Genomic DNA, 23,925 nt, shown 5'->3' with positions numbered 1-23,925 from the left:
AGTAGGGCTTTTGCCTCGCTTTTCACCTTACATTAACCTCAGCACGAACTACGGGAGCCGATGCTCAAAGACTTTAGGATTGGACTCTTCTTGCTCCTCCTGGCCATCACGGGTCTGATCATCTCCTCCTCCGCTCCCCGGGTAGAAGAGGTGCGTCCCATGTCGGTGGCGGAGCAAAATTGGGTCGATAGTGTATTCAGCTCCCTGACGCCCGACCAGCGCCTGGGGCAGCTGTTTATGGTAGCCGCGTACTCTAACAAGGACCGCAAGCACACCCAGTACATCGACTTCCTGGTAAAGAACTATAACATTGGTGGGGTGATGTTTCTGCAGGGCGGGCCGCGCCGGCAGGCCATTCTTACCAACCGCTACCAGGCCAGCGCCAAGGTTCCCCTGCTGGTAGCCATGGACGCCGAGTGGGGCCTGGATATGCGCCTCGACAGCTCCATGCACTTCGCCAAAGGCATGACCCTGGGCGCCATGGACGACGACCAGTACGTGTATCAGATGGGCCGCGAAATTGCCCTGAAGATGAAAACCCTGGGCGTACACGTGAGCTTCTCGCCCGTTATCGACGTCAACTCCAACCCCAGCAACCCGGTTATTGGCAACCGCTCTTTTGGCGAAAACAAGGAGCAGGTAGCCAAGCGCGGAGTGGCCTACATCCGGGGGCTGCAGGACCACGGCATTATGGCCGTAGTAAAGCACTTCCCCGGCCACGGCGACACCGATGTTGACTCGCACGTGGCCCTGCCGGTCATCAACTCCGACATGGCCCGCCTGACCAACGTAGACCTGTACCCCTTTCAGAAGTCGTTTGAGGCGGGTGTGATGGGCGTGATGGTAGGCCACCTTTACATGCCCCTTTTCGACACCGTCCGGACGCTATCGGCTACCATCTCCAAGAATCTGGTGACAGGCCTGCTGAAAGAAAAAATGGCTTACCGCGGCCTGGTGTTTACGGATGCGCTGAACATGAAAAGCGTATCTAACCTCTACAAACCGGGCGAGCTGGATGCCCTGGCCTTGGCGGCCGGCAATGATGTGCTCCTGTTTTCGGAGGATGTACCCATGGCCATTCAGAAGATCAAGGACATTCTGGCCGCTGGCAAGCTAGACCAAGCCGACGTAGATGCGCGGGTGCGCAAAATCTTGCGCGCCAAGTATTGGGCGGGGCTTAACCGATACCAGCCTGTTGATGTGCCTAATCTGATGACCAACCTGAACCGGCCGGTTAGCCGCATGGTGCAGCAGCAGATTTATGAGCACGCCACTACTATAGTTAAAAACGACGACGACCTCCTCCCCTTCCTGCGCCTGGATACACTGCGTATTGCCTCGGTGACCATCGGGTCTGACGCGCCAACGTACAAGGAGATTATGGGCAAGTACCAGAGCGGCCCCGTGTACGCGGTACCCAACCGCTACGCCCCCGACTCGTCGTTTGCCCGCTTGCTCACGCGGCTTACCCCCTACAACGTGGTGGTGGTGAGCTTGCACAACATGAACAACACGCCCGCCCACAACTACGGTATTGGGGATGGGGCGCTGAAGTTCCTGAAAGCATTGCAGGCTAACCCGAATCTTAAAACGGTGGTGGTAGCCTTCGGCAACGCATACGCTCTGAAGAACCTGGCCGATGCCCGGACACTGGTGTGCGGCTACGAGGATAACTACGCCTCGCAGCTGGTGATGCCGCAAATACTATTTGGCGCCCTACCCGCTAAGGGCCGCTTGCCTGTTACGGTATCGGAAACGCTGAAGGCGGGCCTGGGCCTACCTACTCCCGACTACAAGCGCCTGCGCTATGGCACTCCTGAAGCCGCTGGCCTAGACTCGCGCGTGCTGGCTCAGATTGATAACGTAGCGCTGGAATCAGTGGCCTATGCGGCCGCGCCTGGCTGCCAGGTTCTGGTAGCCAAAGACGGCATGGTGGTCTTTGATAAGAGCTACGGCTACTGCACCTACGATAAGTCGCAGCCGGTAAACAGCAGCACCCTTTATGATCTGGCTTCCGTGACCAAGGTGGCGGGCACCCTGCAGGCTATTATGTACCTGAAAGACCAAGGCAAACTTAGCCTGGATGAGCGGGTATCCTCGTACTTGCCGGAGCTAAAAAGCACCAACAAGCGCGAAATGACGGTGCGAGAGGTGCTTATGCACCAGGCGGGCCTCAAGCCTGGCATTGCCACTTGGGAGAAAACGGTAACCAAGACCGGCCCAAAACCCACGTTCTACGCCAGCACCGCCTCCCCAGACTTCCCTCGTGAAGTAACCCCCGATCTGTTCAGCCTGAAAACCGCCGACGACTCCGTTTGGGTGTGGGTGCAGCGCTCTAGTCTGTTGCCTAAAGTAAAAGGCAAGTACCCTGTGGAGTACAGCGACCTGAGCTTTATCATGCTGAAGCGCTTAGCTGAGAAGCTGCTCCAGGAGCCCATTGACGCTTTTCTGCAAAAGAATTTCTACCAGCCGCTCGGGTTGGGCACCATGACGTACAACCCGCTGGATAAATTCCCGAAGTCGTGCATTGCACCTACTGAGAACGACACTTACTACCGCCACACGCTGCTTCAGGGCAGCGTGCACGATCAAACGGCTGCCATGCTCGGGGGCATTGGGGGCCACGCGGGCCTGTTTTCGAATGCCAATGATCTGGCCATTCTGATGCAGATGAACCTGCAGAATGGCCGCTACGGTGGCAAGAAGTTCTTTCAGAGCCCGGTGGTATCGGAGTTTGCGACTAGCAAGGAAGCCGGCAGCCGCCGCGGCCTGGGCTGGGACCGGGGCGACCCATCGAAGCCGGAAGGACCAACCAGCAACCTCTCGCCGGCCAGCACTTTTGGGCACACCGGCTTCACGGGAACCTGCGTGTGGATGGACCCCGAAAACAAAATCCTCTACATCTTTCTTTCTAACCGTGTGTACCCTGATGCAGGCAACAACAAGCTGCGTCAGTTCAACATCCGGACCCGTATTCACGACGTGATTTACAAGTCGTTGCAGAAAACATGATCTGTTGTCAGACTCTTTTGCTTCTCTGATCTGCCCCGGCGGCAAGGCATCCAAGCGGGATGACTTGCCGCCGGTTTTTTTGTGCCGCTCACCTTTTGGCAAGCGGTACGTAACCAAATATTAATGCGGAGCTTCCTGTTAGCGGCCGCAACGGTTCGGCTTCGGCTGTGTCCGTTGCACGTTGAGGTAATTCCCCTTTCACATTCACACTCCCCTCTTCGCCTATACCCACCGCGGTAGGGCGCTAGCTGAAGCTCCCCATGAATATCGGCATTGTCTGTTACCCTACTTTTGGCGGCTCCGGCGTCGTGGCAACTGAACTAGGCAAGGCGCTGGCCCTCAAAGGGCACCGCGTGCACTTTATCACTTACAGTCAGCCCGTACGTCTCGACTTCTTCAACGAGAACCTCTTTTACCATGAGGTGTACATCCCGCCGTATCCGCTGTTTCAGTTTCCGCCGTATGAGTTGGCCCTGGCCAGCAAAATGGTAGACATTGTGCAGAATGAGAAGCTTGATGTATTGCACGTGCACTACGCCATTCCACACGCCTCAGCGGCGTACATGGCCAAGCAAATTCTCATAACCAAAGGCATTCGGGTACCCGTCATTACCACACTGCACGGCACCGATATCACGCTAGTAGGCAAAGACGCGAGCTACGAGCCGGTAGTTACCTTCAGCATCAACCAGTCGGATGGCGTAACGGCCGTTTCGGCCGATTTGCGCCGCGAGACCTATGAGTACTTCGCCATTGAGAAGGACATTGAGGTTATTCCCAACTTTATCAACCTAGAGCGCTTCAAGAAGCAGAACAAGAGCCACTTCAAGGCAGCTATAGCTCCCGATGGCGAAAAGCTACTTGTGCATACCAGTAACTTCCGCTCAGTAAAGCGGGTGGAGGATGTGGTGCATATTTTCGACGGGGTGCGCAAGCAAATCCCAGCCAAGCTCCTGCTAGTAGGCGACGGCCCTGACCGGCCCCGCATCGAGAAGATTTGCCGTGACTTAGGCCTGCTCAGCAACGATGTGCGCTTCTTGGGTAAGCTAGAAGCCGTGGAAGAGGTATTGAGTATTGCTGACTTGTTCCTGATGCCCTCAGAGAAAGAAAGCTTTGGCCTAGCGGCGCTGGAGGCTATGTCGTGCGAGGTGCCCGTCATTAGCACCAACGCGGGTGGCATTCCGGAGCTGAATGTGCACGGGGTTACGGGCATGGTTAGCAACGTGGGCGACGTAGCCGATATGGTAAAAAACTCGCTTTACGTTCTCGAAGACGACAACCTGCCGCGCTTCAAAGAAGCAGCCCGGGCCCGGGCCGAGGAATTTGCCGTTGATAACATTGTACCTCGCTATGAGGCTTGCTACCAGCGGGCTATTGACGCGCAACTGGCAGCCGTATAAGGTAAGAACACACTCTATGTTGAGCCCGGAAGCCAGAAATGGTCTTCCGGGCTCATTTATTATACTTTATTTGCATTATGGTATTCCAACGGGATACTGCCTTATCTGTTTCCGGCTCGCAGTAGGGCCGTCTTTTGCATGCTTATGAAATCTCTTTCCGCCGTTATTTGCTTACTCACGCTGCCCGTAGCAACCGCTTTGGCCCAAAGCAGCGAACCTGGTCCTCAGACCCTCGATGACACTTATGGATTTCAGGGTGCCCGCTTTGAAACCTCCGTTTCTAGCTATAAAGACATGGTGCTGGCAGAGAAAGCCGGAAAGACCCAGTACTACCGGCGCACCGGCGAGCAAAAGAAGCTCGGCAACGGCGAGGTAACCGATATCACGTATGGCTTTTACCAGGGCAAGCTAGCTGTGGTTATGCTAAAAACCTATGGCCAGACCAATAGCCAGCGTGTGCTGGAAGCCCTGCAGGAGCAAGCTGGCCCCGGCGTGCAAAACAACCGCTTTGCCCAACGCTACGCCTGGAATGCCAAACGGGTGCACATGAGCTACGACGAAAACGCCATGAGCGGCGACGCCCTCATTCTCATCACCTGCAAAAAGCTGAAGGAGCAGGAGATGAAGCAAGACCTTCGCTCCCGCCCTACCGCACCCCTGGGTAGCCGGTAAGACACTGAGTGGCCTAGGCCAGTAGCGCGAAAATCCGTTTTGCGACAAGCGGAGCGAGTATCCGGGGGTATGATCATCCGGAGAAACTCGCTGCACTCGTCGCGAAACGGACTTTCGCGTTACTTATACCTACTTTTTATGCAGGCTAAAACATGGCCACGGCCTCGCGCTTTACTGCCAAGAGGGCCTGCGCAGTAGGGTCGGCCTCATCGGTCATCAGGCTTTCGAGGATGCGCTTAGCCAGCTCCGGGCCACGGGCCTCTTTGGCATTTGGCAGGCTGCGGAATTGCGTGTTAATAAGATTCACCACGTTTTCCTGCCCTTGTTTGACGTAGGCCCAGGTTTCGGGCTGCATATAGAGCTGCTGGCTGAGGTTATGCTCTACCTCCGCCCGAATTTCCTGGAGCAGTAAGCGATGGTAATCAACGGCCGGAATACCAGCGCTGCTCACGCGTACCAGCAGGTTGCTGGGGGTAATACGCTCTAGCAGCATGGTTACGCGCTCCAGGGCCTGCAACCGTAAGGGTAGAGTGGTTTTGCTGGCTTCCATGCGCAGCTCAACCAAGCGGCGTTGCTGCTCTTTTTCGAGAAACTGCTGAAAAAGGAAATAAATGGTACCCGCCACAATAAGGGCTGGCAAAATGATTTTTAGCAGATCAAAAAAGTACGCGGTAGTATCCATGAGGGGATAAAGAAATAGAAAAGGCAGAAAGAATTTCGTGACTGGCCTAGCCAGATTTTACCAGAGTACAGTGAGCATACCCTAGCAGAAGTTGCTGCCTAGGCATTGCTCAATACGCTGAATAGTGGCCTAGGGCTGCACAAATATAGATGGTGAACCGTAGGCCCCGGTTTGTTGTTAAGGTAGCAAACGAAGTACGTACTCCGGTAGTACCCGGCACGCTCTGAGCGATGCATGTGGCTACTGCCGCCGTCTTCGTATCTTTGTCGCCTTACTTCTCTAACGACGAACACACTATGGCAACGGCCGTCTCCACGAAACTTGCTCCCATCACCCTCACCTCGCGCGCCTTGGTGGAGGTCCGGAATATCTTAACTGAGAAAAACGTGCCCGCTGAATACGGCTTGCGCGTGGGTGTACAGGGCGGTGGCTGCTCTGGCATGAGCTACCTGCTCGGTTTCGACAAAGCCAAAGATCAGGACGAAACTTTCGACCTGGACGGCGTAAAGCTGATCATGGATAAGAAGCACGCCATGTACGTTATGGGCATGGAAGTTGACTTCCAGGATGGCCTGAACGCCCGCGGTTTTGTTTTCAACAACCCTCAGGCCAAGAGCACCTGCGGCTGCGGCTCTTCGTTCTCAGCTTAATTTTTCAGAAGTTACTGGCCGCCCCTTACCCGGAAAGCCTTCTAATACTAAAAGCCCTGGCCTAGCGGTCAGGGCTTTTTTGTTTCTGGCTGTCTGTACCTAATGGTTAGGCTTTGGCTGGACTTAGCAGTTCTTACACGGCGGCCGCGTTTTCTACCTCGATGATAAGCTCGTCGTACTCATCGTGCTCCAGCTCAATGATGAGGGCGTTTTCGGCGTTATGCACGTCCCAGAAGATGCGCTTGTTATGCTGCAGGAAAGTACCCGCCGCAATAATACCAGGGATGTGGGTGCCAGGCATCCGGAATCCCTTCCACCACCCTTTTAATACTTCCGGGTCTTGCCGAATGCTTTTGATGTGGCCTACCGGAATCTGCAACTGGCTTTTAAAGGACCAGAGCTTATGCAACCCTTTTACCTGGAACAAGACGATGTCGCCTTCTTTACTCACTTCTACCATGATACTTTTACAGATAAGGGCAATGGAAGATATTGGCCGTAAGTTAGCGTTTCAGCCCAACCATCTGTCGTGTTGTAGGTACCAGAAAAGTTGAGTTAACCGTTGAGGCTCCTCCGCTGATTGCCTTAACCAGCTTACCATGTAGCACGCTCAGAATGGCACCGGTTTCCACCCAACTTCCTTCCATCATGCGCACTTTTCTACCTCTAGGCCTATTGCTCATTGCCGTGGGTGCCCAGGCCCAAGCCTTTACCCCCACGGAAATTGCTCGTTGGCAGCAGCAAGCCAAGCAGGTAACCATCACCCGCGACAACTGGGGGGTGCCGCACGTGCAGGGCAAAACCGACGCCGATGCCGTATTTGGCCTGCTTTACGCGCAGTGCGAGGATGACTTCCCGAGGGTAGAGACCAACTACCTTGATGCTATTGGGCGGCTGGCGGAAGTGGAGGGTGAGTCGGCTATTTACCACGACTTGCGGGCGCGCCTATTTATGGATAGCACCCAGGCCATCAGCATCTATAAGAAGAGCCCCAGCTGGATGAAGCAGCTCTTGGACGCCTTCGCCGATGGCACTAACTACTACCTCTACACCCACCCTACGGTTAAGCCCCGGCTGCTGCGCCGCTTCCAGCCCTGGATGCCGCTCATGTTCAGTGAGGGCAGCATTGGCGGAAACATCAGCGTGGTGCCCCTGGAGCGCCTGAAGAACTTCTACGCCAACCGTAAATCCACCTCCTGGCAGCGGCCCGATTTTGAGAAGGCAGAGCGGGAACCGGTGGGCTCCAATGGGTTTGCCATTGCCCCGGCCAAAAGCGCCAGCAGCCACGCCCTGCTGCTCATCAACCCCCATACCTCCTTCTATTTCCGCCCCGAGGTGCAGGTGACCAGCGAGGCCGGCCTCAATGCGTATGGGGCCGTGACCTGGGGCCAGTTTTTTGTGTACCAGGGCTTCAACCAGAACTGCGGCTGGATGCACACCTCCAGCCAGGCCGACTCCATGGATGAGTACCTGGAAACCATTGAGCAGAAGGATGGCAAGTACTACTACCGCTACGGTAAGAAGCTTCGCCCCGTGCAGGTCACTACCGTGTCTATTCCCTATCTGCAGGGCGGCAAACTGGTGCGGAAGGAGTTTACCACCTACCGCACCCACCATGGCCCCGTGGTAGGTCAGCAGGCCGATGACAAGTGGGTGACGGTACGCATGATGGATATGCCGCTGGAGGCGCTGGAGCAGTCGTACCTGCGCACCAAAGCCACCGACTACGCCAGCTTCAAGGAGACCCTCAAGCTCAACGGTAACGCTTCTAACAACACCGTGTTTGCCGACAGCAAGGGCACCATTGCCTACTGGCACGGCAACTTCATGCCTCGCCGCGACCCGCAGTTTGACTGGAGCCAGCCGGTAGATGGCAGCAACCCCAAAACTGACTGGAAGGGCCTGCATACGCCTGAGGAAATTGTGCAGGTAATGAACCCCGCCAGCGGCTTTATCCAGAACTGCAACTCCACGCCCTACACCGTATCGGGCCCCAGCAGCCCCAACAAGGCCAACTACCCCACCTACATGGCCCCCGATGCCGAGAACTACCGCGGCATAAATGCTGTGCGCGTACTCAGCCGCAAGAAGGTATTTACGTTGGATACACTCATTGCTGCCGCCAAAGACCCTTACCTGGCTGGCTTTGAAGAGCTGATTCCGGCGCTAGCCAAGGATTTCCAGTACGTACTGGATAGCACCAACCCGCCACAAGGCGAGGTAGTAGAAGCCATGAAGCTGCTGCAGGCCTGGGACAAACGTTACAGCAAAACCTCGGTGGCGCAAACGCTGGCTACTTACTGGGGCGAGAGAATCCTGCGTTTGGCCCGCCCCCGCGTACCCGCCAACCAGGTGCTGGACTACATTAGCCTCATCAAGTTCACCATTGCCAACACTACGCCCCAGGAAAAGGTAGCCGCCTTGCAGGAAACGCTCGATGAGCTGACCCGCGACTTTGGCACCTGGAAGAAGCCCTGGGGTGATATTAACCGCTTCCAACGCCTTACCGGCAACATTCAGGAAACCTACGACGACCAGAAGCCCAGCCTGCCGGTGGCCTTCACCTCCTCGGCCTGGGGCTCGTTGGCTGCGTTTGGCTCTCGCACCTTCCCCGGCACCAAGAAACGCTACGGCTACGTAGGCAACAGCTTCATTGCGGTAGTGGAATTTGGTCCGCGGGTAAAGGCTCGCTCGGTGCTGGCCGGCGGCAATAACAACCAGCCTTCCTCCCCGCACTTCACCGACCAGGCCGGCCTGTATGCAGAGGAGAACTTTAAGGATGTGCTTTTCTACCCCGAGGACGTGAAGCAGCACGCAGAACGGACGTACTCGCCGGGTCAATAGTGGCCTAGGAAGATTAAAGGTTACGTTTGAACGCGAGATGCTTCAGCTCCGCTCAGCATCTCGCGTTCAAACGTAACCCTCTTCGACTAACTAGCTTTACTTACCGCTGCGCCGCAAGCTGCAGCTTGCGCCTATTTTGCTACTCATTTAAAATATGTAGCATACTGAGTGGGCATTGCATCTAGCGGCTTAATCAGTATGTCTTTATAGAACACTTCAGCAGCTTCGCTTTGCAGTTGAATTTTGCCGTGCGTAAGCGGCTGACGCTGCCCGTTGACTACGGCTCCGGAGTTATCAACTGCCAGCACTACATGCCCATTTACAATATGTATGCTGCGGCCGTTCACGTTAATGAGCTCCAGCTCATTCCATTGGCCGTTAGGCACTTCGTAGTTACCAGATGCTTGGCAAAACCCAGGCCCACCGCGACCCATCGTTACGGGAGCTGCCTTAGGGTTGTAGCGTAGGGTATCCTTGGTCTTGTTGTATGCCGCTTTGATGTTGGCAGTGGAGTTGGCAATGCACCAGAAGTCGCCCATAGCGTTACCTCGTTGCCCTTCTGATACCTGAAACTCCTGGCTTAGCATCCAGCTGCGCCAGTAGTCCACGCCGCATTTGCCCTGGCTGTTGTACAGAATGCCGCTATCCAAGGGCTCATCGAGGCGGGGGACCCATTTTTTGGTGCCCCATTTCACTTTTAGCTTCAGGTGGTAGTTGGTGAAATCCTGCTTGGTAAACACACAGCCGTAAATTTCGCCGCTGATGCGCAATACCGGCTCTCCCGCCTGCATCATGACCGAGAAAACGTTTGCCTCGTTTTTGTTGTAGCCAATGGGAGTCAGGAGTTTACCCTGAGCATCGGTGGGCTGCTGCCCTTTATAGCCCAGCTGGTGGCGGTAGCTCTGGTAGGTCTGCCACTTGCTGAGGTTTTTGTCGAGCAGCGGCTCCCATCCTTTTGGTGCGGTGGAGGCAGTAGAAGTCAGGAGCAGGACGGCACTGGCTAGTAGGATGCGCGCATTTTTCATTATTCGGAGCAGATGAACGATAACAAGGTGTATTAGCTAGCCAATCTACTGATTTCGAGCAATCCTTAGTCGGGGCAGTAGGCCTAGCCACCTTTTACGTTACCTCCCCACTGGCTTGAAGCTGATAGCCGCCCCGCCACCGGGCGCCAACTGCAGCCTCAGCGTAGTTTTGCTATTTACCTTCTGCTTGCGGATTTGGTAGGCCTGGGGGTTTTGGTCCCAGGAGGCGCCTTTGCCATCAGCGTAAATAGTGGCTTCGTAGCGCTGGCCGGGGTTCAGGAAATTGAGCTTGACGGTTTGGGTGCGAGCATTTTCGTCGGTGATGGCGCCGAGATACCACTCTTCCTTGCCCTTAGCTTTGCGGGCGGTGGTGATATAGTCGCCGGGTTCCGCGGCCAAGATGCGGGTGTCGTCCCAGTCCACGGCTACATCCTTGATGAACTGGAACGCGTCAAGGTGTTGCTCATAGGCTTCGGGCAGGTCGGCGGCCATTTGCACGGGGCTGTACATCGTTATGTAAAGGGCCAGCTGCTTAGCCAGCGTGGTGTGCACCTGCTTGCCCTGGTTACGCTCGGGGTTCCAGCCTTCCAGCTTGATCTGGAAGATGCCGGGGGTATAGTCCATGGGTCCGCCCATGAGGCGGGTGAAGGGCAAAATGGTTTCGTGCTCGGGTGGGTTACCGGTGCTCCAAGCATTAAACTCGTTGCCACGGGCCGCTTCCGAGGCCAGCCAGTTAGGGTAGGTGCGGTGTAGGCCAGTCGGGCGTACCGACTCGTGCATGTCCACCATGATCTGGTTTTCACCGGTTTTCTGGGCGGTGCGGTTATAGTGATTCACCATCCACTGGCCGTCGTGGTGCTCTCCGCGCGGGATGATGCGGCCCACGTAGCCGGTTTTCACGGCGTTGTAGCCGTACTGCTTCATAAAGCGGTATGCGGCATCCTGGCGGCGCTCATAGTTCGTGACGGAGGAGCTGGTTTCGTGGTGCATCATCAGCTTCACGCCTTTGCCGGCAGCATAGGCCTGTAGCTCCTGCACGTTGAAATCAGGGTAGGGCGTTACAAAGTCGAAGACCTCCTCCTTCCAGTTATTGGCCCAATCTTCCCAGCCCACGTTCCAGCCTTCTACCAGCACGCTGGCCAGGCCATGCTGAGCGGCGAAATCGATGTAGCGCTTCACGTTGGCGGTGTTGGCGCCGTGGTGGCCGTTGGGCTTGAGCTTGCTCCAGTCGGTGGTGGCCAGCTTGATGTTGCTGGTATCGGCGTAGTTCCAGCTAGAGCGGTTCACGTGCATTTCCCACCACACGCCCACAAATTTTTGGGGCTTAATCCAGTTGGTGGTGGCGAAGGCGGTAGGCTCGTTCAAGTTCAGGATAAGCTTACTGGCCAGCACCTCGGGAGCTTGGTCGCTGACCACAATGGTGCGCCAGGGTGTATGCTCGGGTGCTTGCAGATAGGCGGCTGCGCCGGTAGCGGAGGGCACCAACTGGCTGCTTAGGCTGAAGCTCTTGGTATCCACGTTCAGCATCATGGCCGGATAGTTCACCAGGGCCGCCTCATGGATGTTCACGTACAGTCCATCGTCGGACTTGAGCATGAGCGGCGTTTGGATGCGTTGGGGCGCCGCCTTCTCCTGAATGGGCTCAATGGGCGTGGTGTTTACCTCGCTCAGGCGGGTATGGCTGTAGGTATACTCGTTGGAGTCGTAGTCGCCGGGAATCCAGAAGGCCTTGTGGTTGGCGGGCAGGTTGAACTCGGTTAGCTCCTGCTGCACCACAAAGTATGTGAGGCCGGGCTGCTGCGGAAACTCGTAGCGGAAGCCCAGGCCATCCTCATACAGCCGGAAACGCACCACTACGCGGCGGCCGTTGCTGGCGGGTTGCTGCAGCGTCACGGCCAGCTCTTTGTAGCGGTTCCGGATGTTTTTCACCTCGCCCCACACCGGCTGCCAGGTATCATCGTGCTGGCTGGAATCGACTTGCGCAATAGTCAGGCCCTTATCCAGCGCCGGCTGGCCTTGCAATAACATGCCTAAGCGACTAGGCTTCAGGACTGGCCTAGCTCCAAAGCGAAGCTGATACGTGGGCTCACCGCTGGGGCTGAGCTGAAAGCTGAGGGTGAGCTTGTTATTGGGCGAATGAACGGTTTGCGCCTGGGCAGAGAAACCAAGGAAACCAGCCAGTAGCAGGAAGGAAAGTCGTTTCATAAACGGAGCAGGAATGGAATAGGAAAGATACGTTGCCGCTTTCCAAGCCTGCTAGGCCAGTGTTGCCCGCTTGTGGTAGTGTGTTACCCAACGCGCTTCCCCAATTATTTCTGCTTCTTATACAGCGTCTCAAACCCTTTGTACACCGCCCGGTGCAGGATAGTGGCATGCGTTTCTTCGGGGAACGGCACGTATTCAATGCGCCCTACCCGGGCCGGAGTGGCGCGTAGCAGTGAAACCATCGACTCCGTAGCTTTCTTCATCTCGGGGCCTTCGTTGCCGAGGGCGACAAATACGTTGGCGGGAGTAGCCGAGGAGGTCTGTTTCAGCAACGTGGGAGCCTGCGCTACCAACGACTCATCATCCCACCACAGGCTGGGGCTGGCGATGATGTAGGTGTTAAACAACGTGGGCTTTTTCAGCAGCACCTCCATGGCAAACAATCCACCCAACGACTGACCTATGAGCGTTTTCTGCCCATTGGTGCGGTACGTTTTCTCTACATATGGCTGCAGGTCCTTCTCCAGAAACCGCATAAACGCGGCTGACTTACCCGTGGTCGGGTAGTCCTTCAGGTCCTTGGCATTGTGAGTGGGAAAGGTAAAGTCGCGCCGTCTATCCACCGTTGCAATGCCCACCACAATGGACTTGGGCAGCGCATCAATCCAGGGAAACGTCAGGTACTGCACCAGCCCTACGATGTGGATGAAGTCTTCGTCGGCGGAGCCATCCAGCAGGTAAATCACGGGGTACTTTACCTTGGGGTCGGCGTCGTACCCGTCGGGCAGGTAGATGTTCAGTACCCGGTCCTCGTTCAGCTGCACCGATTTGATACGGTCGATGTGGCCTAGCACAAACGGTTCACGCTTTGGCGCCGGGCTTTGTGCATTTGCGGCAGGAGTGGCCAGAATTAGCAGGAGCAGCAGGCCGTAGCTCAGCGCTACTTTAGAGAAGTTGGGTAGAAGCATGCAGCTAAGCTACTAGAGAAATACATCTGAAAGTCAAACGAACCGGTCATGTCGAGCTTGCAGAGATACTTCGCGTGCTGATGTTGCCAAACCATCTGTCATGCAGAGCTTGCCGAAGCATCTCTACCTCTGACTAATCAACTGGCCTCGGCTTCTAGCAACGAAGCGGTAGAGATGCTTCGACAAGCTCAGCATGACGTTCCATTGTTTCTTCTAGATCCAACGGTTCATGAGCCACCTCAAAACTCCAACCGCCTTCCCTGTTCCGGGAACACCAGTTTCAGTTGGAGCTTGTTGGCTTCGGTGAGCTGCTTTTTGATGAGAGCCTCGTTGCCGGGCGAAGGCTTGAGGTGGGTGATGATGACGGGCAGTCCGCGCAAAGCGGCCGGGCCGGTTAACTGGCCTAGCGCGTCCATTTCCTGCATCAACAGCGCCGGTGTAAGGTGGCCGAATAGCTGCTTCTCCGGCTGCGTATTGGGGTAGGAAGCTTCGATGAAGATAGCCTTGAGCTGGTGAGCCTTGATGAGCGGCTGCACGGCCTGCCATACGGTGCGCAGGTTCTGGCTTTGCTCCACGGCATCGGCGCCCGTGTCGCCGAGGTAGAGCAGGTAGCTACTGCCGTGGCGCACCAGAAACGCGGCGCTTTGGTAGGGCTTGCCGTGGCTGAGCGGAAACGCCTGCACCTGAAGCGCAGTGTTTGCAATGGCTGTTTCCTGCTGGGGTACCAGCGCCCGCAACTGGTATTTCTTTAGGGCTGGTGGGTTGCCGCCATCACCGAAGTTCGGCCAGGCTTGCCAGTTGAAGTAGTTGTTTTGGATGGTGGTTAGGCAGCTCTGAAGGCCATAGATGCTCTTAGGTGAATCATCGGGAGCACCAATCAGCATTCCGGCGACGTGGTCGAGGTGGGCGTGAGAAATAAGGTAGGCCTTAATCTGGTTGCGTACTACCTCACCAGCTGGCACGGAGAACACCTTGTTGCTGATGGCTTTCTCTACGCCGCTGTACACGGTACCGGCATCCAGGCAGATGTAGGAAGCGGAGCCAGCTGGAGCCACCAGATAGGCCGAGAGGTTGTTTTCCTGTAGGCCACCTTTTACACCTAGCGGAACTACCGTGAAGCTCGGCTGAGCTACAGCCGGCAGGGTAATCAATATGCTCACTACAAGCCAACTCCCTATCACCTTTTGTAAGGTTCTTTTGTCAGCATTCATTATTTACGCCTTCTGGTTCCACTCCCCCACTGTCATTTCAAAGCGCACCTCACCGCTCTTGGTGAGGCCCGTATCCTGCCAGCCTTGACGACGGTAGAACTCTTCAGCGCGAGTACCGCGCGCTGTGCTAAGCCACACGGTTCCGGAGGTTTGGGCGAAATACCAGTTTAACATCAACTCATGCAGCTGCTTGCCGATGCCAAGCCCGGCAAACTCCGGCTGCACAAAAAGCGCCCAGATGCTGTGGCCTAGCCTATCCGCAATGCCAAACCCCACAATGCCCCCGTTTTCCTCGCACGCCCAGCCTTTGCCGCGCTGGGTGAGGTAGTCGACGTAGTCCTGGGTTGTGACCAGGGCCGGGTTAGACAATCGGTTTTCCAGCACCGACAGCCTTACTACGCTGAGCTGCGGAATATCTGCCACTTGGGCCTCGCGGAATAGCATAGGAGCGCGCTTCAAGGTTTTTTGTGGCTTACCAGCCGCCGAGTATGGCTGAAATTATCTATTTCCGCGACAATCCGTTGATGTAGGATAGTGAGCAGAGCCGTTGAGCTAGGTTTACTACCTCCCTATGCAGCAAACCCCACCCGAACTACTTTTCCAGCGCGAACACCTTCTACAACAGCTTACCCAGCACCCGCTCTGGGATTTGCTCGTGATTGGCGGCGGCGCAACTGGCCTAGGCATTGCCCTCGATGGCGCCAGCCGGGGCTATAAAACGCTGCTGCTGGAGCAGGCCGACTACGCCAAGGGCACCAGCAGCCGCAGCACCAAGCTGGTACACGGCGGCGTCCGTTACCTCGCGCAAGGCGACGTAGGCCTGGTGCGCGAGGCTCTTTACGAGCGTGGCCTCCTGCTGAAAAACGCGCCGCACCTCGTCAAAAACCAAGATTTTATCATTCCGAACTACGACTGGTGGGGCGGCCCATTCTACACTATGGGCCTGAAGATGTATGATCTGCTGGCCGGCGAGCTAAGCCTGGGCGCCTCGGTGCACCTTAGCAAAGACGAAACCCTGCAGCGCCTGAGTAACATCAAGCCGCAGGGTCTGCGGGGCGGCGTGCTCTACCACGATGGGCAGTTTGATGATGCCCGCCTGGCCATCAACCTGGCGCAAACGGCCATTGAGCAGGGCGCCGTGTTGCTCAATCACTTCGGGGTGCACGGGCTGCTGAAAGATGCGCTAGGCCAGGTGGCAGGCGTGTCGGCTACCGACGAAGAAACCGGCACCACGTACGAACTGCGAGCGAAAGTCGTGGTGAATGCCACCGGCGTTTTCGTAGATGATATTCTGCAGATGGACCAGCCCGGTGCCCGCAAGCTGGTGCGGCCCAGCCAGGGCGTGCACATTGTGGTGGAGAAGTCGTTTCTGCCCGGCGATGATGCCCTGATGATTCCCAAGACCGAAGATGGTCGCGTGCTGTTTGCAGTGCCCTGGCACGGCCGCGTGGTGCTGGGCACTACCGATACCCCACTCCAGGAGCACAGCCTGGAGCCCCAGGCCCTGGAAGAGGAAATCGACTTCATTCTGCGCACTGCCGCCCAGTACCTCACCCGCGCCCCCCAGCGCAGCGATGCGCTGAGCATCTTTGCGGGTTTGCGGCCCCTGGCTGCTCCGCAAGACGGCTCCGAGAAGACCAAGGAGATTTCGCGCAGCCACAAAATCCTCGTCTCACCGGGCGGCCTCATCACCATCACGGGCGGCAAATGGACAACTTACCGCCGCATGGCCCAGGATACGGTCGACAAAGCCATTGCCCTCGGTAAGCTCCCCCTCGCTCCCAGTCAAACCGCTTACCTCTCCATCCACGGCGCTCAGCCTACTTCCGACCGCAGCAGCCACCTCTACGTGTACGGCTCCGACCTACCGGCCCTTCAGCAGCTCATAACCGAGCGGCCCGAGCTAGGCCAGAAGCTGGATGAAGCACTAGAATTCCTGCAAGCCGAGGTAGTGTGGGCTGCCCGCCACGAAATGGCTCGCACCGTGGAAGACGTGTTGGCCCGGCGCGTCCGGGTGCTGTTCCTGGATGCTCGCGCCGCCCTGCGCATAGCCCCAACAGTAGCCGCCCTGTTGGCTCAGGAACTCGGTAAAGACCAACAGTGGCAGGAGCAGCAAGTAGCTGGTTTTACGAGGGTAGCACAGCATTACGTGCTAAAGGAGAAACCAACAACGTTAGAAAATGCAGTCGTTTGAGTGGCCTAGAACGAGTACAGTGGACCCTCATGCTGAGCGGAGCCGAAGCATCTCTACCTCTGACTACCTCAACTGGCCTAACGACGGCTCAACGAAGCGGTAGAGATGCTTCGGCTCCGCTCAGCATGACAGCTAGTAAGGCGACGTCAGCATACGTGATACTTTGGCTCCGCTCAGCATGACAGTCTTTTCATTATTTGATAGAAGCTGGTTTTCATTTCAATAATTATCTATTTCCCATCCCTACCTCACCTCTACCCTACTTCCCATGCCGCAGTACATCCTTGCGCTCGACCAAGGCACGACCAGCTCCCGGGCTATTCTGTTTGATAAGAGAGGTCGCATTGTGGCGCAGGCGCAGAAGGAGTTCACCCAGATATTTCCCCGGCCGGGTTGGGTGGAGCATGATCCGTTGGAAATCTGGTCGACGCAGGCGGGCGTGGCGGCGGAAGCGACAGTGAAGGCGGGCCAGAACGGGAAGAGCATTGCCGCCATTGGTATCACCAACCAACGCGAGACGGTGGTAGTCTGGAACCGTAAAACCGGCAAACCCATCTACAACGCCATTGTGTGGCAAGACCGCCGCACCGCCGAGTACTGCGACCAGCTGCGTGCCGAAGGCCGCGAAGACCTGATCCGCAACAAGACTGGCCTCCTGCTCGATGCATACTTCTCAGCCAGCAAGGTGAAGTGGATACTGGACAACGTGCGCGGAGCCCGCAGAAAGGCCGCGGCCGGGGAGCTGGCGTTTGGCACCGTGGATAGCTGGCTTATCTGGAACTTCACCCAGGGCGAGCTGCACGTCACAGACGTCACCAATGCCTCCCGCACCATGCTCTTCAACATCCACACCCTGCAGTGGGACGAGGAGCTGCTGGGCCTGTTTGACATTCCCAGGAGCATGCTGCCCGAGGTACGGCAGTCGAGTGAGGTGTATGGCGAAACCAAAACCACCGTCTTCGCCTCCAAAATCCCCATTGCGGGCATTGCCGGTGACCAACAGGCGGCCTTGTTTGGGCAGCTGTGCACTAGCCCCGGCATGGTGAAAAACACTTACGGCACCGGCTGCTTCATGCTGATGAATACGGGACCGGAGCCGAAAGCATCGAGCAACAACCTGCTCACCACGGTAGCCTGGCAACGCAACGGCCAGGTAGAGTATGCCCTGGAGGGCAGTATTTTTATGGCGGGAGCCGTGGTGCAATGGCTGCGCGACAACCTCGGTATCATTAAAACCTCGGCGGAGGTAGAGCAGCTGGCCAAGCAGGTTAACAGTACTGGGGGCGTGTGCTTCGTGCCGGCCTTTGCCGGCCTGGGCGCCCCCTACTGGGACCCGTACGCCCGAGCTGCCATTTTCGGGATGAGCCGCGCCACCACGGCGGCCCATATTGCGCGGGCGGCCCTAGAGTCCATTGCCTTTCAAACCATGGACGTGCTGGAGGCCATGAAAGTCGACTCTGGCCTGCCCATCGCGGAGCTGCGCGTTGATGGGGGCGCGGCGGCAAACAAACTGCTCATGCAGTTTCAGGCCGATGTCCTCGACACGAAAGTTATCCGGCCGCGCATCACCGAAACCACGGCCTTGGGTGCCGCTTACCTGGCGGGCCTGGCCGTGGGCTACTGGCAAAACCTCGAAGAGCTTCAAGCCCTAGGCCAGTCCGATACCTTGTTCAGCCCGAACGCTTCCCAGCCAGGCATTCGGGAAAGCATCGAGAACTGGCACCACGCGGTGCAGGCCTTGCGGGTATGGTCGCACGCCCCACAGGGTAGCGCTGCCGAGCCCCCCCGGCCTAACTAAACACAAGTGGGCACTGCCAACATTCATTGACAGTGCCCACCAAGCAGCTCTGAGGTATAGGCCTAGAAAGCGCTATTTGATGAACCGTTGCGTGAAATTCTGGTTGTCGGCCGTAGTGAGGGTTAGTTGATACACACCTTTTTTGAGGGCCGATACATCAATGCTTTCCGCCTGTAACTGTCCGCTGCTCACGGTTCTTCCAACGCCATCAACAATTTTGTACTGGCTGCCCATCAGGTTCGCGTCGGTTTGAATGCGCAGGCTGCCGTTTTCCACCGGGTTCGGATAGATCTGCAGACCAGCCGCTCGTGAACTGGCAGTACCGTCGGCACCCACGGCCGACGATGCTTGCGTGGCTGTTAGTGCGGTAGAGGTGGCCTTCGTAATCCGGATCCAGTTGATGTTCCAGCCGCCGGTTTGAGCAAATACGCCGAAGTTGTAGGTACCAGCATTTACGTTTACCGTCTTGGAAACCGTGGTCCAGTTCTGCCAGCCGCCGGTAGCCGGAATGGTAGTGTTGCCAAGCTGAATAGAGCCCGCATTCAGGTCTGATGATAAGGTGCCACCGCTGGGGCTGGCCACACGGTACTCAATGTTGTAGGCGCCCGACGTGGGGAAATTAACGTTGCTGTACGCCATCCAGTCGCCGGCGTCAATGTAGGCCACATTCTGGCCGCCACCTGTATCGGTAGTGGTTTCAGTTTGCACGCCGTTCATGGAGCTGTAGGCCTCGGCCTGAATAGTGACAGATGAGGTAGTAGGCGGCGGCGTGGTAGTTGAGGTCAGCTGGTACACCCGCACATAGTCAACGTACATGGTGGCGGGCAGCTTGCTTTCGTCTACCGTCTGGCCAGGCCAGTTGCCGGCTACGGCCAGGTTTAGGAGCAGGAAAAAGGGGCGCTGAAATTCCTCGGTGCTGCCGGTACCGTTGGTGATGTTGATTTCGTGATACTTGGTGCCATCAACAAACCACTTAATGGCACTGGCAGTCCACTCAATGGAGTACACGTGGTAATCCTGGGGCGTGGTGATAATGTTGCCGCCGTACTCCGCGTGCCCGTTGCTGTCCCAGTGCACAGTACCATACACCTTGTTCTCGGCGTTGATGTGCTCCATCACGTCAATTTCCCCGCAGGCGGGCCAGCTAACTGTGTTGATGTTGGAGCCCAGCATCCAGAAGGCTGGCCACAGGCCCTGGCCCAACGGAAGCTTCATGCGAGCTTCAATTTTGCCGTATTTGAACTCCTTGAGGCCCTGCGTTTTCATGCGCGAGGAGGTGTAGGGCATGCCGCCTACGTTCTCCTTCTTGGCCGTAATCTGCAGAATGCCATTGGCCACGGTAGCGTTGGCGCGCTGGTAATACTGCTTCTCGTTGTTGCCCCAGCCGCCGCCGCCGGTTTCAAACACCCAGCTGGAGCTGATGCCGTTGGTAAACTCATCGGCCCAGACCTGCTGGTAGGTTTGGGCTTCGGCCTTGCCATGGCTTAGCAGTGCTAAGGCAGCTGCGCCCAGGGTAGTTAGTAAGAACTTTTTCATGGTGTTTTGGTGGGTATTGGTGGAAAGAACTGGAGCGGAGCAAGGCAATAGGCACGGGCAGAAACTACAACGGCCGCCTTTTAGGGCAGCCGCTTTTCGCTTCAGTAATCCAAACTACAACTACTCCCGGATGAGGTACCTCATCTTACTTGAATACAGCGGGGCAGCAGAGGTAGAGTTCAGACGATAGGCAGACGAAAGGCGGGTTAGAATACCCTAACATACGCACTTTGCATCCTTAAGTCCAGCACTAAAACACGCCCTGAAGCTCACAAATGGCTTTTTACAGTTCCCGCAATACACTTAGTGCACACACGGCCCAAAGCCTAATATGGCAGTAAGGCCCACCCGCCAGCCCATCAACCCAGGCAAAGCATCAGTTAAAAAACACTACAAAAAATTATGGCTTGCTGTTATTTTACTATTGCCACCCGGTTCACAGGTAGTCTAGCTGAGTTATTGTTGCTTAAAGTTAAAGGGGTACTGAAGATCGGTCAGGTCCTGGCTTAGCTGCTCCCAGTTGGGTACGTGCTTGGTTATTGCCAGCACGAGTTCCCGGGTGAGGGTTTCGCCTGCGTACACCCGCCGCACGGCCTCTGCGGAGATGCCCGATTCAGGCAGGGTTTCAGGCTCGTAATACTCCTGGGCCCAGTCTACGTAGGTGTGTGGGTCGCCATCGAAAATGCCCAGCATATCCTCGGAGCCATCTTCGTCGGTGGTCAGCTCGCCGGTTTGCCATTCCCCCTGTTCGGTGGTCCAGAGGCAGAAGGTGGTACCAATGGAATTTACGGGCTCCCCAAAGATGAACTCCTGATACATGGCCGGCAGCCCGCGCGTTACGGCCTCCTTCGCTGGCTCATCAAGGCCTTCGCCGTACCCATTAATCACGCACCCACCGGCTCGGAAAAGCACCAGCATTTGGTCGCCTTCGCCATCATTCATTTCAAATACAGCTTCCTGCTCATCCCAGGCGGGGTTGTAGGTGTAGTAGCGGAACTCAGGCTCTGGCGAAACAATAGCATCCAGAGCGGCTACTGCCTTGCAAATACGTTGCAGGTTCTCGCTATCCGGAAGGTCAGTGTAATTCTGCGTCGAAAGCATGTTGATCATGGTTGATGGTAGGCACTTTTTACGCCTAGGCCAGTAGTTTAGGTACAGTAGCAGATCAGGCTGTTCGAGGCAGTTCCTTGAAAAAAGAGTTGCTGTCAGCGTGGGGAAAGAAATACCTCCGGGTAGTGGCCTGGAGGCTAATTCCGATTATGCGTTCTGCTCACGCTGCCAGCAAGTGCCCACTTAATACGTGCGGGTCATGTCCTGGGGTACTGCCAGCACAAAATCAGCCTTTTGCTCATTTTCCTGTTCCAGCTTGCCCAGCTGCTCCTGCAGCACCGTACTGATAGTGAGCACGCGGAGCTTGGGGGTTTGCTGCCGCAGGTAGGCCAGTATGCCGTCGTGGTTATCAGAGTGGTAGCTGCCGTTGAGGTGCAGCAGGAGGTGCCCTTCCGGGCGGGCCTGGGCCAGGAAGTGGGCCATGGTGGCATCTTTAAGCGCCTGGGCCTGGATGATGTTTTGCACACCCGCGGCGTGAGCCGCATCGCCTCCAAACATCTTGGCCATGTTCTGGTAGCCGGGCAGCTCATAGTCAACGGTAAGCGGCAGCGGCATCAGCCAGACCTTTTCCTCCGTGGGCAAATCGTTTAGTACGGTTAGGCTGCCCTTAGCCACTTGTGAGGCGTAGCGGCGCGGCACGTTGGTACCCACCACCCGAAACTTCTGCTGCTTGGCTAGCTGCAGCAGGGGCTTATAGTCGGTAGCGTAGTTGGGCCAGGGGCGGCTCTGCTCCTCAAACTCCTTGTCGGTTAGCTCACCAGTGGTGTATTGGTCTACAAGCGGCTGCACATCGCGCTCAAACATCTCCAGGCCCAGCACCACCTGCCCCTGCTTCAGGCGCAGCAAGTCTTTCGTGAGCTGCAGCTCCAGCCAGTGGGCAATGGGGTCGTTGTGCTGCTCGCCAAAGAACACCACGTCGGCGGCGGCCAGCTCCTTCAGCATCTTATCGTAGGTTACTGGTTTACCAGCCGCCGTAAACAGGCGGTAAGCGGGTTTATCGTCCTTCATGGTGAAGCTAAGCAGCAGCAGGAGCAGCGGAAGCAACAGGAATTTTCTGGTCATCGGGAAACAAGGCAAAGCCAATGGGTACTACAAAACTGCCAACGCAAGTAAGCACAAAGCCCTGGCAGCTGCAGTATAACAGCTACCAGGGCTTGGTACGTTCAGCTATAAGCTACACCTGAAGTGGCCTAGCCTTTGTAGAACATCCACTTAGAGAGCTCTCCGTAAGTTACCTTCTTACCATACATCAGGATGCCCACGCGGTAAATGCGGGCGGCTACCCATACCGTGCCAATAAACCCAATTATCAGCAGCACAATAGAGAGAGCCAGCTGCCACATGGGTACCCCAAATGGCAGCCGGATAACCATGGCAATGGGCGAGGTAAATGGTATCATCGACATCCAGAAAGCCACGGGCCCATCGGGGTTGCGCAGAATAACGCTCACGCCAATGATGTAGCTCAGAATCAGGGGCAGCGTAATCGGGAACATGAATTGCTGGGTATCGGTCTGGTCGTCTACGGCGGCCCCAATGGCGCCAAACAGCGCCCCGTAAAGCAGGTACCCCCCCAGGAAGTAAATCACGAAGCCAAAGAGAATGGTGCCAATGGGCAGCTCCCCCAGCACCTTAAATACGCTGAACCGGTTGCCTATGGCCGTGGCCGCATCGGGCGCTTGCCCGGGTGCCATAGTAGCTCCCGCTCCCGCCGATGAGCCAGCCGCCACCGTGCGACCATCTTCGGTGGTGGTAGCACCAGCGGCAGCAACCTCCGTTTTCTTGGTCGACATTTTATCCAGCACGTAAGTACCCACAATGGTGGAGGCACCCCAGGAAAGTATGCCCCACAGTAAAAACTGCGTGAGGCCTACGGCGGCAATACCAATGATTTTGCCCATCATCAGCTGAAACGGCTTCACCGACGACAGCATCACCTCCATAATCCGGCTCGATTTCTCCTCACCTACCCCGCGCATAATCTGCACGCCGTAAATAAAGATGAACATGTAAATCAGCAGAGCCAGCGCGTATGAGATACCCGAGGTAGCCAGCGCGTTGCTGTTCTTCTCCTTCCCGCTTTCATCCAGGTTGATGCTGGTAACATCTACGTTCGACTTGAGCTGATCCAGCTTCTCCTGTGAGAGGCCCGACTGCTGCATCTTCAGATCGGAAAAGGTCTTGTTAAGGGCCGACTCTACCGCGGCTTGCTTTTTCAGGCTTACGTTGCCTTTAGCAAATAGCTGTACGCCCCCGGTATTTTGGGGCGAGAGGCCCGCGGGCAGGTACAGCAGCCCGGCATCATCAGACTTGAGGTAGGTCTTTTTGGCATCTTCCAGGTTGCCCTGCACGGGTACAAACTGGAGTTGTTTAATGGAAGTAAGGCGGCTACCTACGCCTTGCCCGCTGGCATCAAGCACGCGCACCACATCCACGGTGTCGTTGTCTGACATGGCAATTTTAGCCACGAAGAAACCGAAGCCCGCAATCAGCAATGGCACGAGCAGGGTTAAAATCAGAAAGCTACGCTTGCGTACCCGGGTAAGATATTCGCGTTGAGCAACAAGCCAGAATTTAGAGTCCATAGTAGTAGAGAGAATAGAAGTCAGGAATATGCC

18 protein-coding genes are annotated in these 23,925 nt (G+C 56.5%); 7 read left to right on the top strand and 11 right to left on the bottom strand.

The annotated features are described in order from the left end of the window. Positions 1-60 precede the first annotated feature (60 nt). From HMJ29_RS11870 to HMJ29_RS11860, 3 genes are all read left to right on the top strand, one after another. On the top strand, positions 61-3,012 hold the full coding sequence (locus tag HMJ29_RS11870) for a serine hydrolase domain-containing protein (RefSeq protein WP_171591695.1): 2,952 nt from the start codon (positions 61-63) through the stop codon (positions 3,010-3,012). Positions 3,013-3,272: 260 nt separating this feature from the next. After that, positions 3,273-4,412 carry an N-acetyl-alpha-D-glucosaminyl L-malate synthase BshA gene (gene bshA / locus HMJ29_RS11865; RefSeq protein WP_171591694.1) on the top strand — a complete coding sequence of 380 codons (1,140 nt, stop codon included), beginning with the start codon at positions 3,273-3,275 and terminating at the stop codon, positions 4,410-4,412. Positions 4,413-4,556: 144 nt separating this feature from the next. Then, complete coding sequence (locus HMJ29_RS11860; protein ID WP_171591693.1) at positions 4,557-5,084, top strand: hypothetical protein; 528 nt, start codon at positions 4,557-4,559, stop codon at positions 5,082-5,084. A gap of 145 nt (positions 5,085-5,229) precedes the next feature. On the opposite strand, the gene HMJ29_RS11855 is transcribed toward HMJ29_RS11860, so the two are convergent. After that, positions 5,230-5,766 carry a DUF7935 family protein gene (locus HMJ29_RS11855; protein WP_171591692.1) on the bottom strand — a complete coding sequence of 179 codons (537 nt, stop codon included), beginning with the start codon at positions 5,764-5,766 and terminating at the stop codon, positions 5,230-5,232. 296 nt (positions 5,767-6,062) lie between these two features. Between HMJ29_RS11855 and HMJ29_RS11850 the strand changes: the two genes are divergently transcribed. Next, entirely contained in the window at positions 6,063-6,416 is a 354-nt protein-coding gene (locus HMJ29_RS11850; RefSeq protein WP_171591691.1) for a HesB/IscA family protein, read from the top strand. Positions 6,417-6,549: 133 nt separating this feature from the next. Here the strand turns inward: HMJ29_RS11850 and HMJ29_RS11845 are convergent, their stop codons facing one another. Next, positions 6,550-6,876, bottom strand: a complete 327-nt coding sequence (locus HMJ29_RS11845) for a hypothetical protein (protein WP_171591690.1) — start codon at positions 6,874-6,876, stop codon at positions 6,550-6,552. A gap of 188 nt (positions 6,877-7,064) precedes the next feature. On the opposite strand from HMJ29_RS11845, the gene HMJ29_RS11840 reads away from it, so the two are divergent. Further along, complete coding sequence (locus tag HMJ29_RS11840; RefSeq protein ID WP_171591689.1) at positions 7,065-9,260, top strand: penicillin acylase family protein; 2,196 nt, start codon at positions 7,065-7,067, stop codon at positions 9,258-9,260. Between the two features lie 143 nt (positions 9,261-9,403). Here the strand turns inward: HMJ29_RS11840 and HMJ29_RS11835 are convergent, their stop codons facing one another. The 5 genes from HMJ29_RS11835 to HMJ29_RS11815 form a co-directional block, all read right to left on the bottom strand. Continuing rightward, positions 9,404-10,285, bottom strand: coding sequence for a 3-keto-disaccharide hydrolase (locus tag HMJ29_RS11835; protein ID WP_171591688.1), 882 nt, complete (start codon positions 10,283-10,285; stop codon positions 9,404-9,406). A 99-nt stretch (positions 10,286-10,384) separates the two neighbouring features. Then, a complete protein-coding gene (locus HMJ29_RS11830; protein ID WP_171591687.1) occupies positions 10,385-12,490 on the bottom strand; it encodes a glycoside hydrolase family 97 protein in 2,106 nt (701 codons plus the stop codon). A gap of 104 nt (positions 12,491-12,594) precedes the next feature. After that, entirely contained in the window at positions 12,595-13,458 is an 864-nt protein-coding gene (locus HMJ29_RS11825; protein WP_171591686.1) for an alpha/beta hydrolase, read from the bottom strand. A 239-nt stretch (positions 13,459-13,697) separates the two neighbouring features. Next, a complete protein-coding gene (locus tag HMJ29_RS11820) occupies positions 13,698-14,618 on the bottom strand; it encodes an MBL fold metallo-hydrolase (RefSeq protein WP_244679293.1) in 921 nt (306 codons plus the stop codon). A gap of 54 nt (positions 14,619-14,672) precedes the next feature. Further along, positions 14,673-15,113 carry a GNAT family N-acetyltransferase gene (locus HMJ29_RS11815; protein WP_171591684.1) on the bottom strand — a complete coding sequence of 147 codons (441 nt, stop codon included), beginning with the start codon at positions 15,111-15,113 and terminating at the stop codon, positions 14,673-14,675. A 127-nt stretch (positions 15,114-15,240) separates the two neighbouring features. Between HMJ29_RS11815 and HMJ29_RS11810 the strand changes: the two genes are divergently transcribed. Both HMJ29_RS11810 and glpK read left to right on the top strand, forming a co-directional pair. Beyond that, positions 15,241-16,863, top strand: coding sequence for a glycerol-3-phosphate dehydrogenase/oxidase (locus HMJ29_RS11810; protein WP_171591683.1), 1,623 nt, complete (start codon positions 15,241-15,243; stop codon positions 16,861-16,863). A gap of 268 nt (positions 16,864-17,131) precedes the next feature. Next, positions 17,132-18,661 carry a glycerol kinase GlpK gene (glpK, locus tag HMJ29_RS11805; protein ID WP_171591682.1) on the top strand — a complete coding sequence of 510 codons (1,530 nt, stop codon included), beginning with the start codon at positions 17,132-17,134 and terminating at the stop codon, positions 18,659-18,661. Positions 18,662-18,733: 72 nt separating this feature from the next. Here glpK and HMJ29_RS11800 read toward each other — a convergent pair whose 3' ends face one another. The 4 genes from HMJ29_RS11800 to HMJ29_RS11785 all read right to left on the bottom strand — a co-directional run bounded on the left by HMJ29_RS11800 (position 18,734) and on the right by HMJ29_RS11785 (position 23,892). Beyond that, positions 18,734-20,197: a carbohydrate-binding protein gene (locus HMJ29_RS11800; RefSeq protein ID WP_171591681.1), complete on the bottom strand. Its 1,464-nt coding sequence runs from the start codon at positions 20,195-20,197 to the stop codon at positions 18,734-18,736. Positions 20,198-20,653: 456 nt separating this feature from the next. Beyond that, positions 20,654-21,298, bottom strand: a complete 645-nt coding sequence (locus tag HMJ29_RS11795) for a hypothetical protein (RefSeq protein ID WP_171591680.1) — start codon at positions 21,296-21,298, stop codon at positions 20,654-20,656. 192 nt (positions 21,299-21,490) lie between these two features. After that, positions 21,491-22,369 (bottom strand): ChaN family lipoprotein, encoded by an 879-nt coding sequence (locus HMJ29_RS11790; RefSeq protein ID WP_171591679.1) that lies wholly within the window; start codon positions 22,367-22,369, stop codon positions 21,491-21,493. Positions 22,370-22,497: 128 nt separating this feature from the next. Then, a complete protein-coding gene (locus HMJ29_RS11785) occupies positions 22,498-23,892 on the bottom strand; it encodes an ABC transporter permease (protein ID WP_171591678.1) in 1,395 nt (464 codons plus the stop codon). Positions 23,893-23,925: the final 33 nt, after the last annotated feature.

This window comes from Hymenobacter taeanensis (genome assembly GCF_013137895.1).
Taxonomy (GTDB): Bacteria; Bacteroidota; Bacteroidia; order Cytophagales; family Hymenobacteraceae; genus Hymenobacter; species Hymenobacter taeanensis.
Note: the sequence above shows the minus strand (reverse complement) of the source record. Positions and strands in the feature narration are given on the sequence as shown.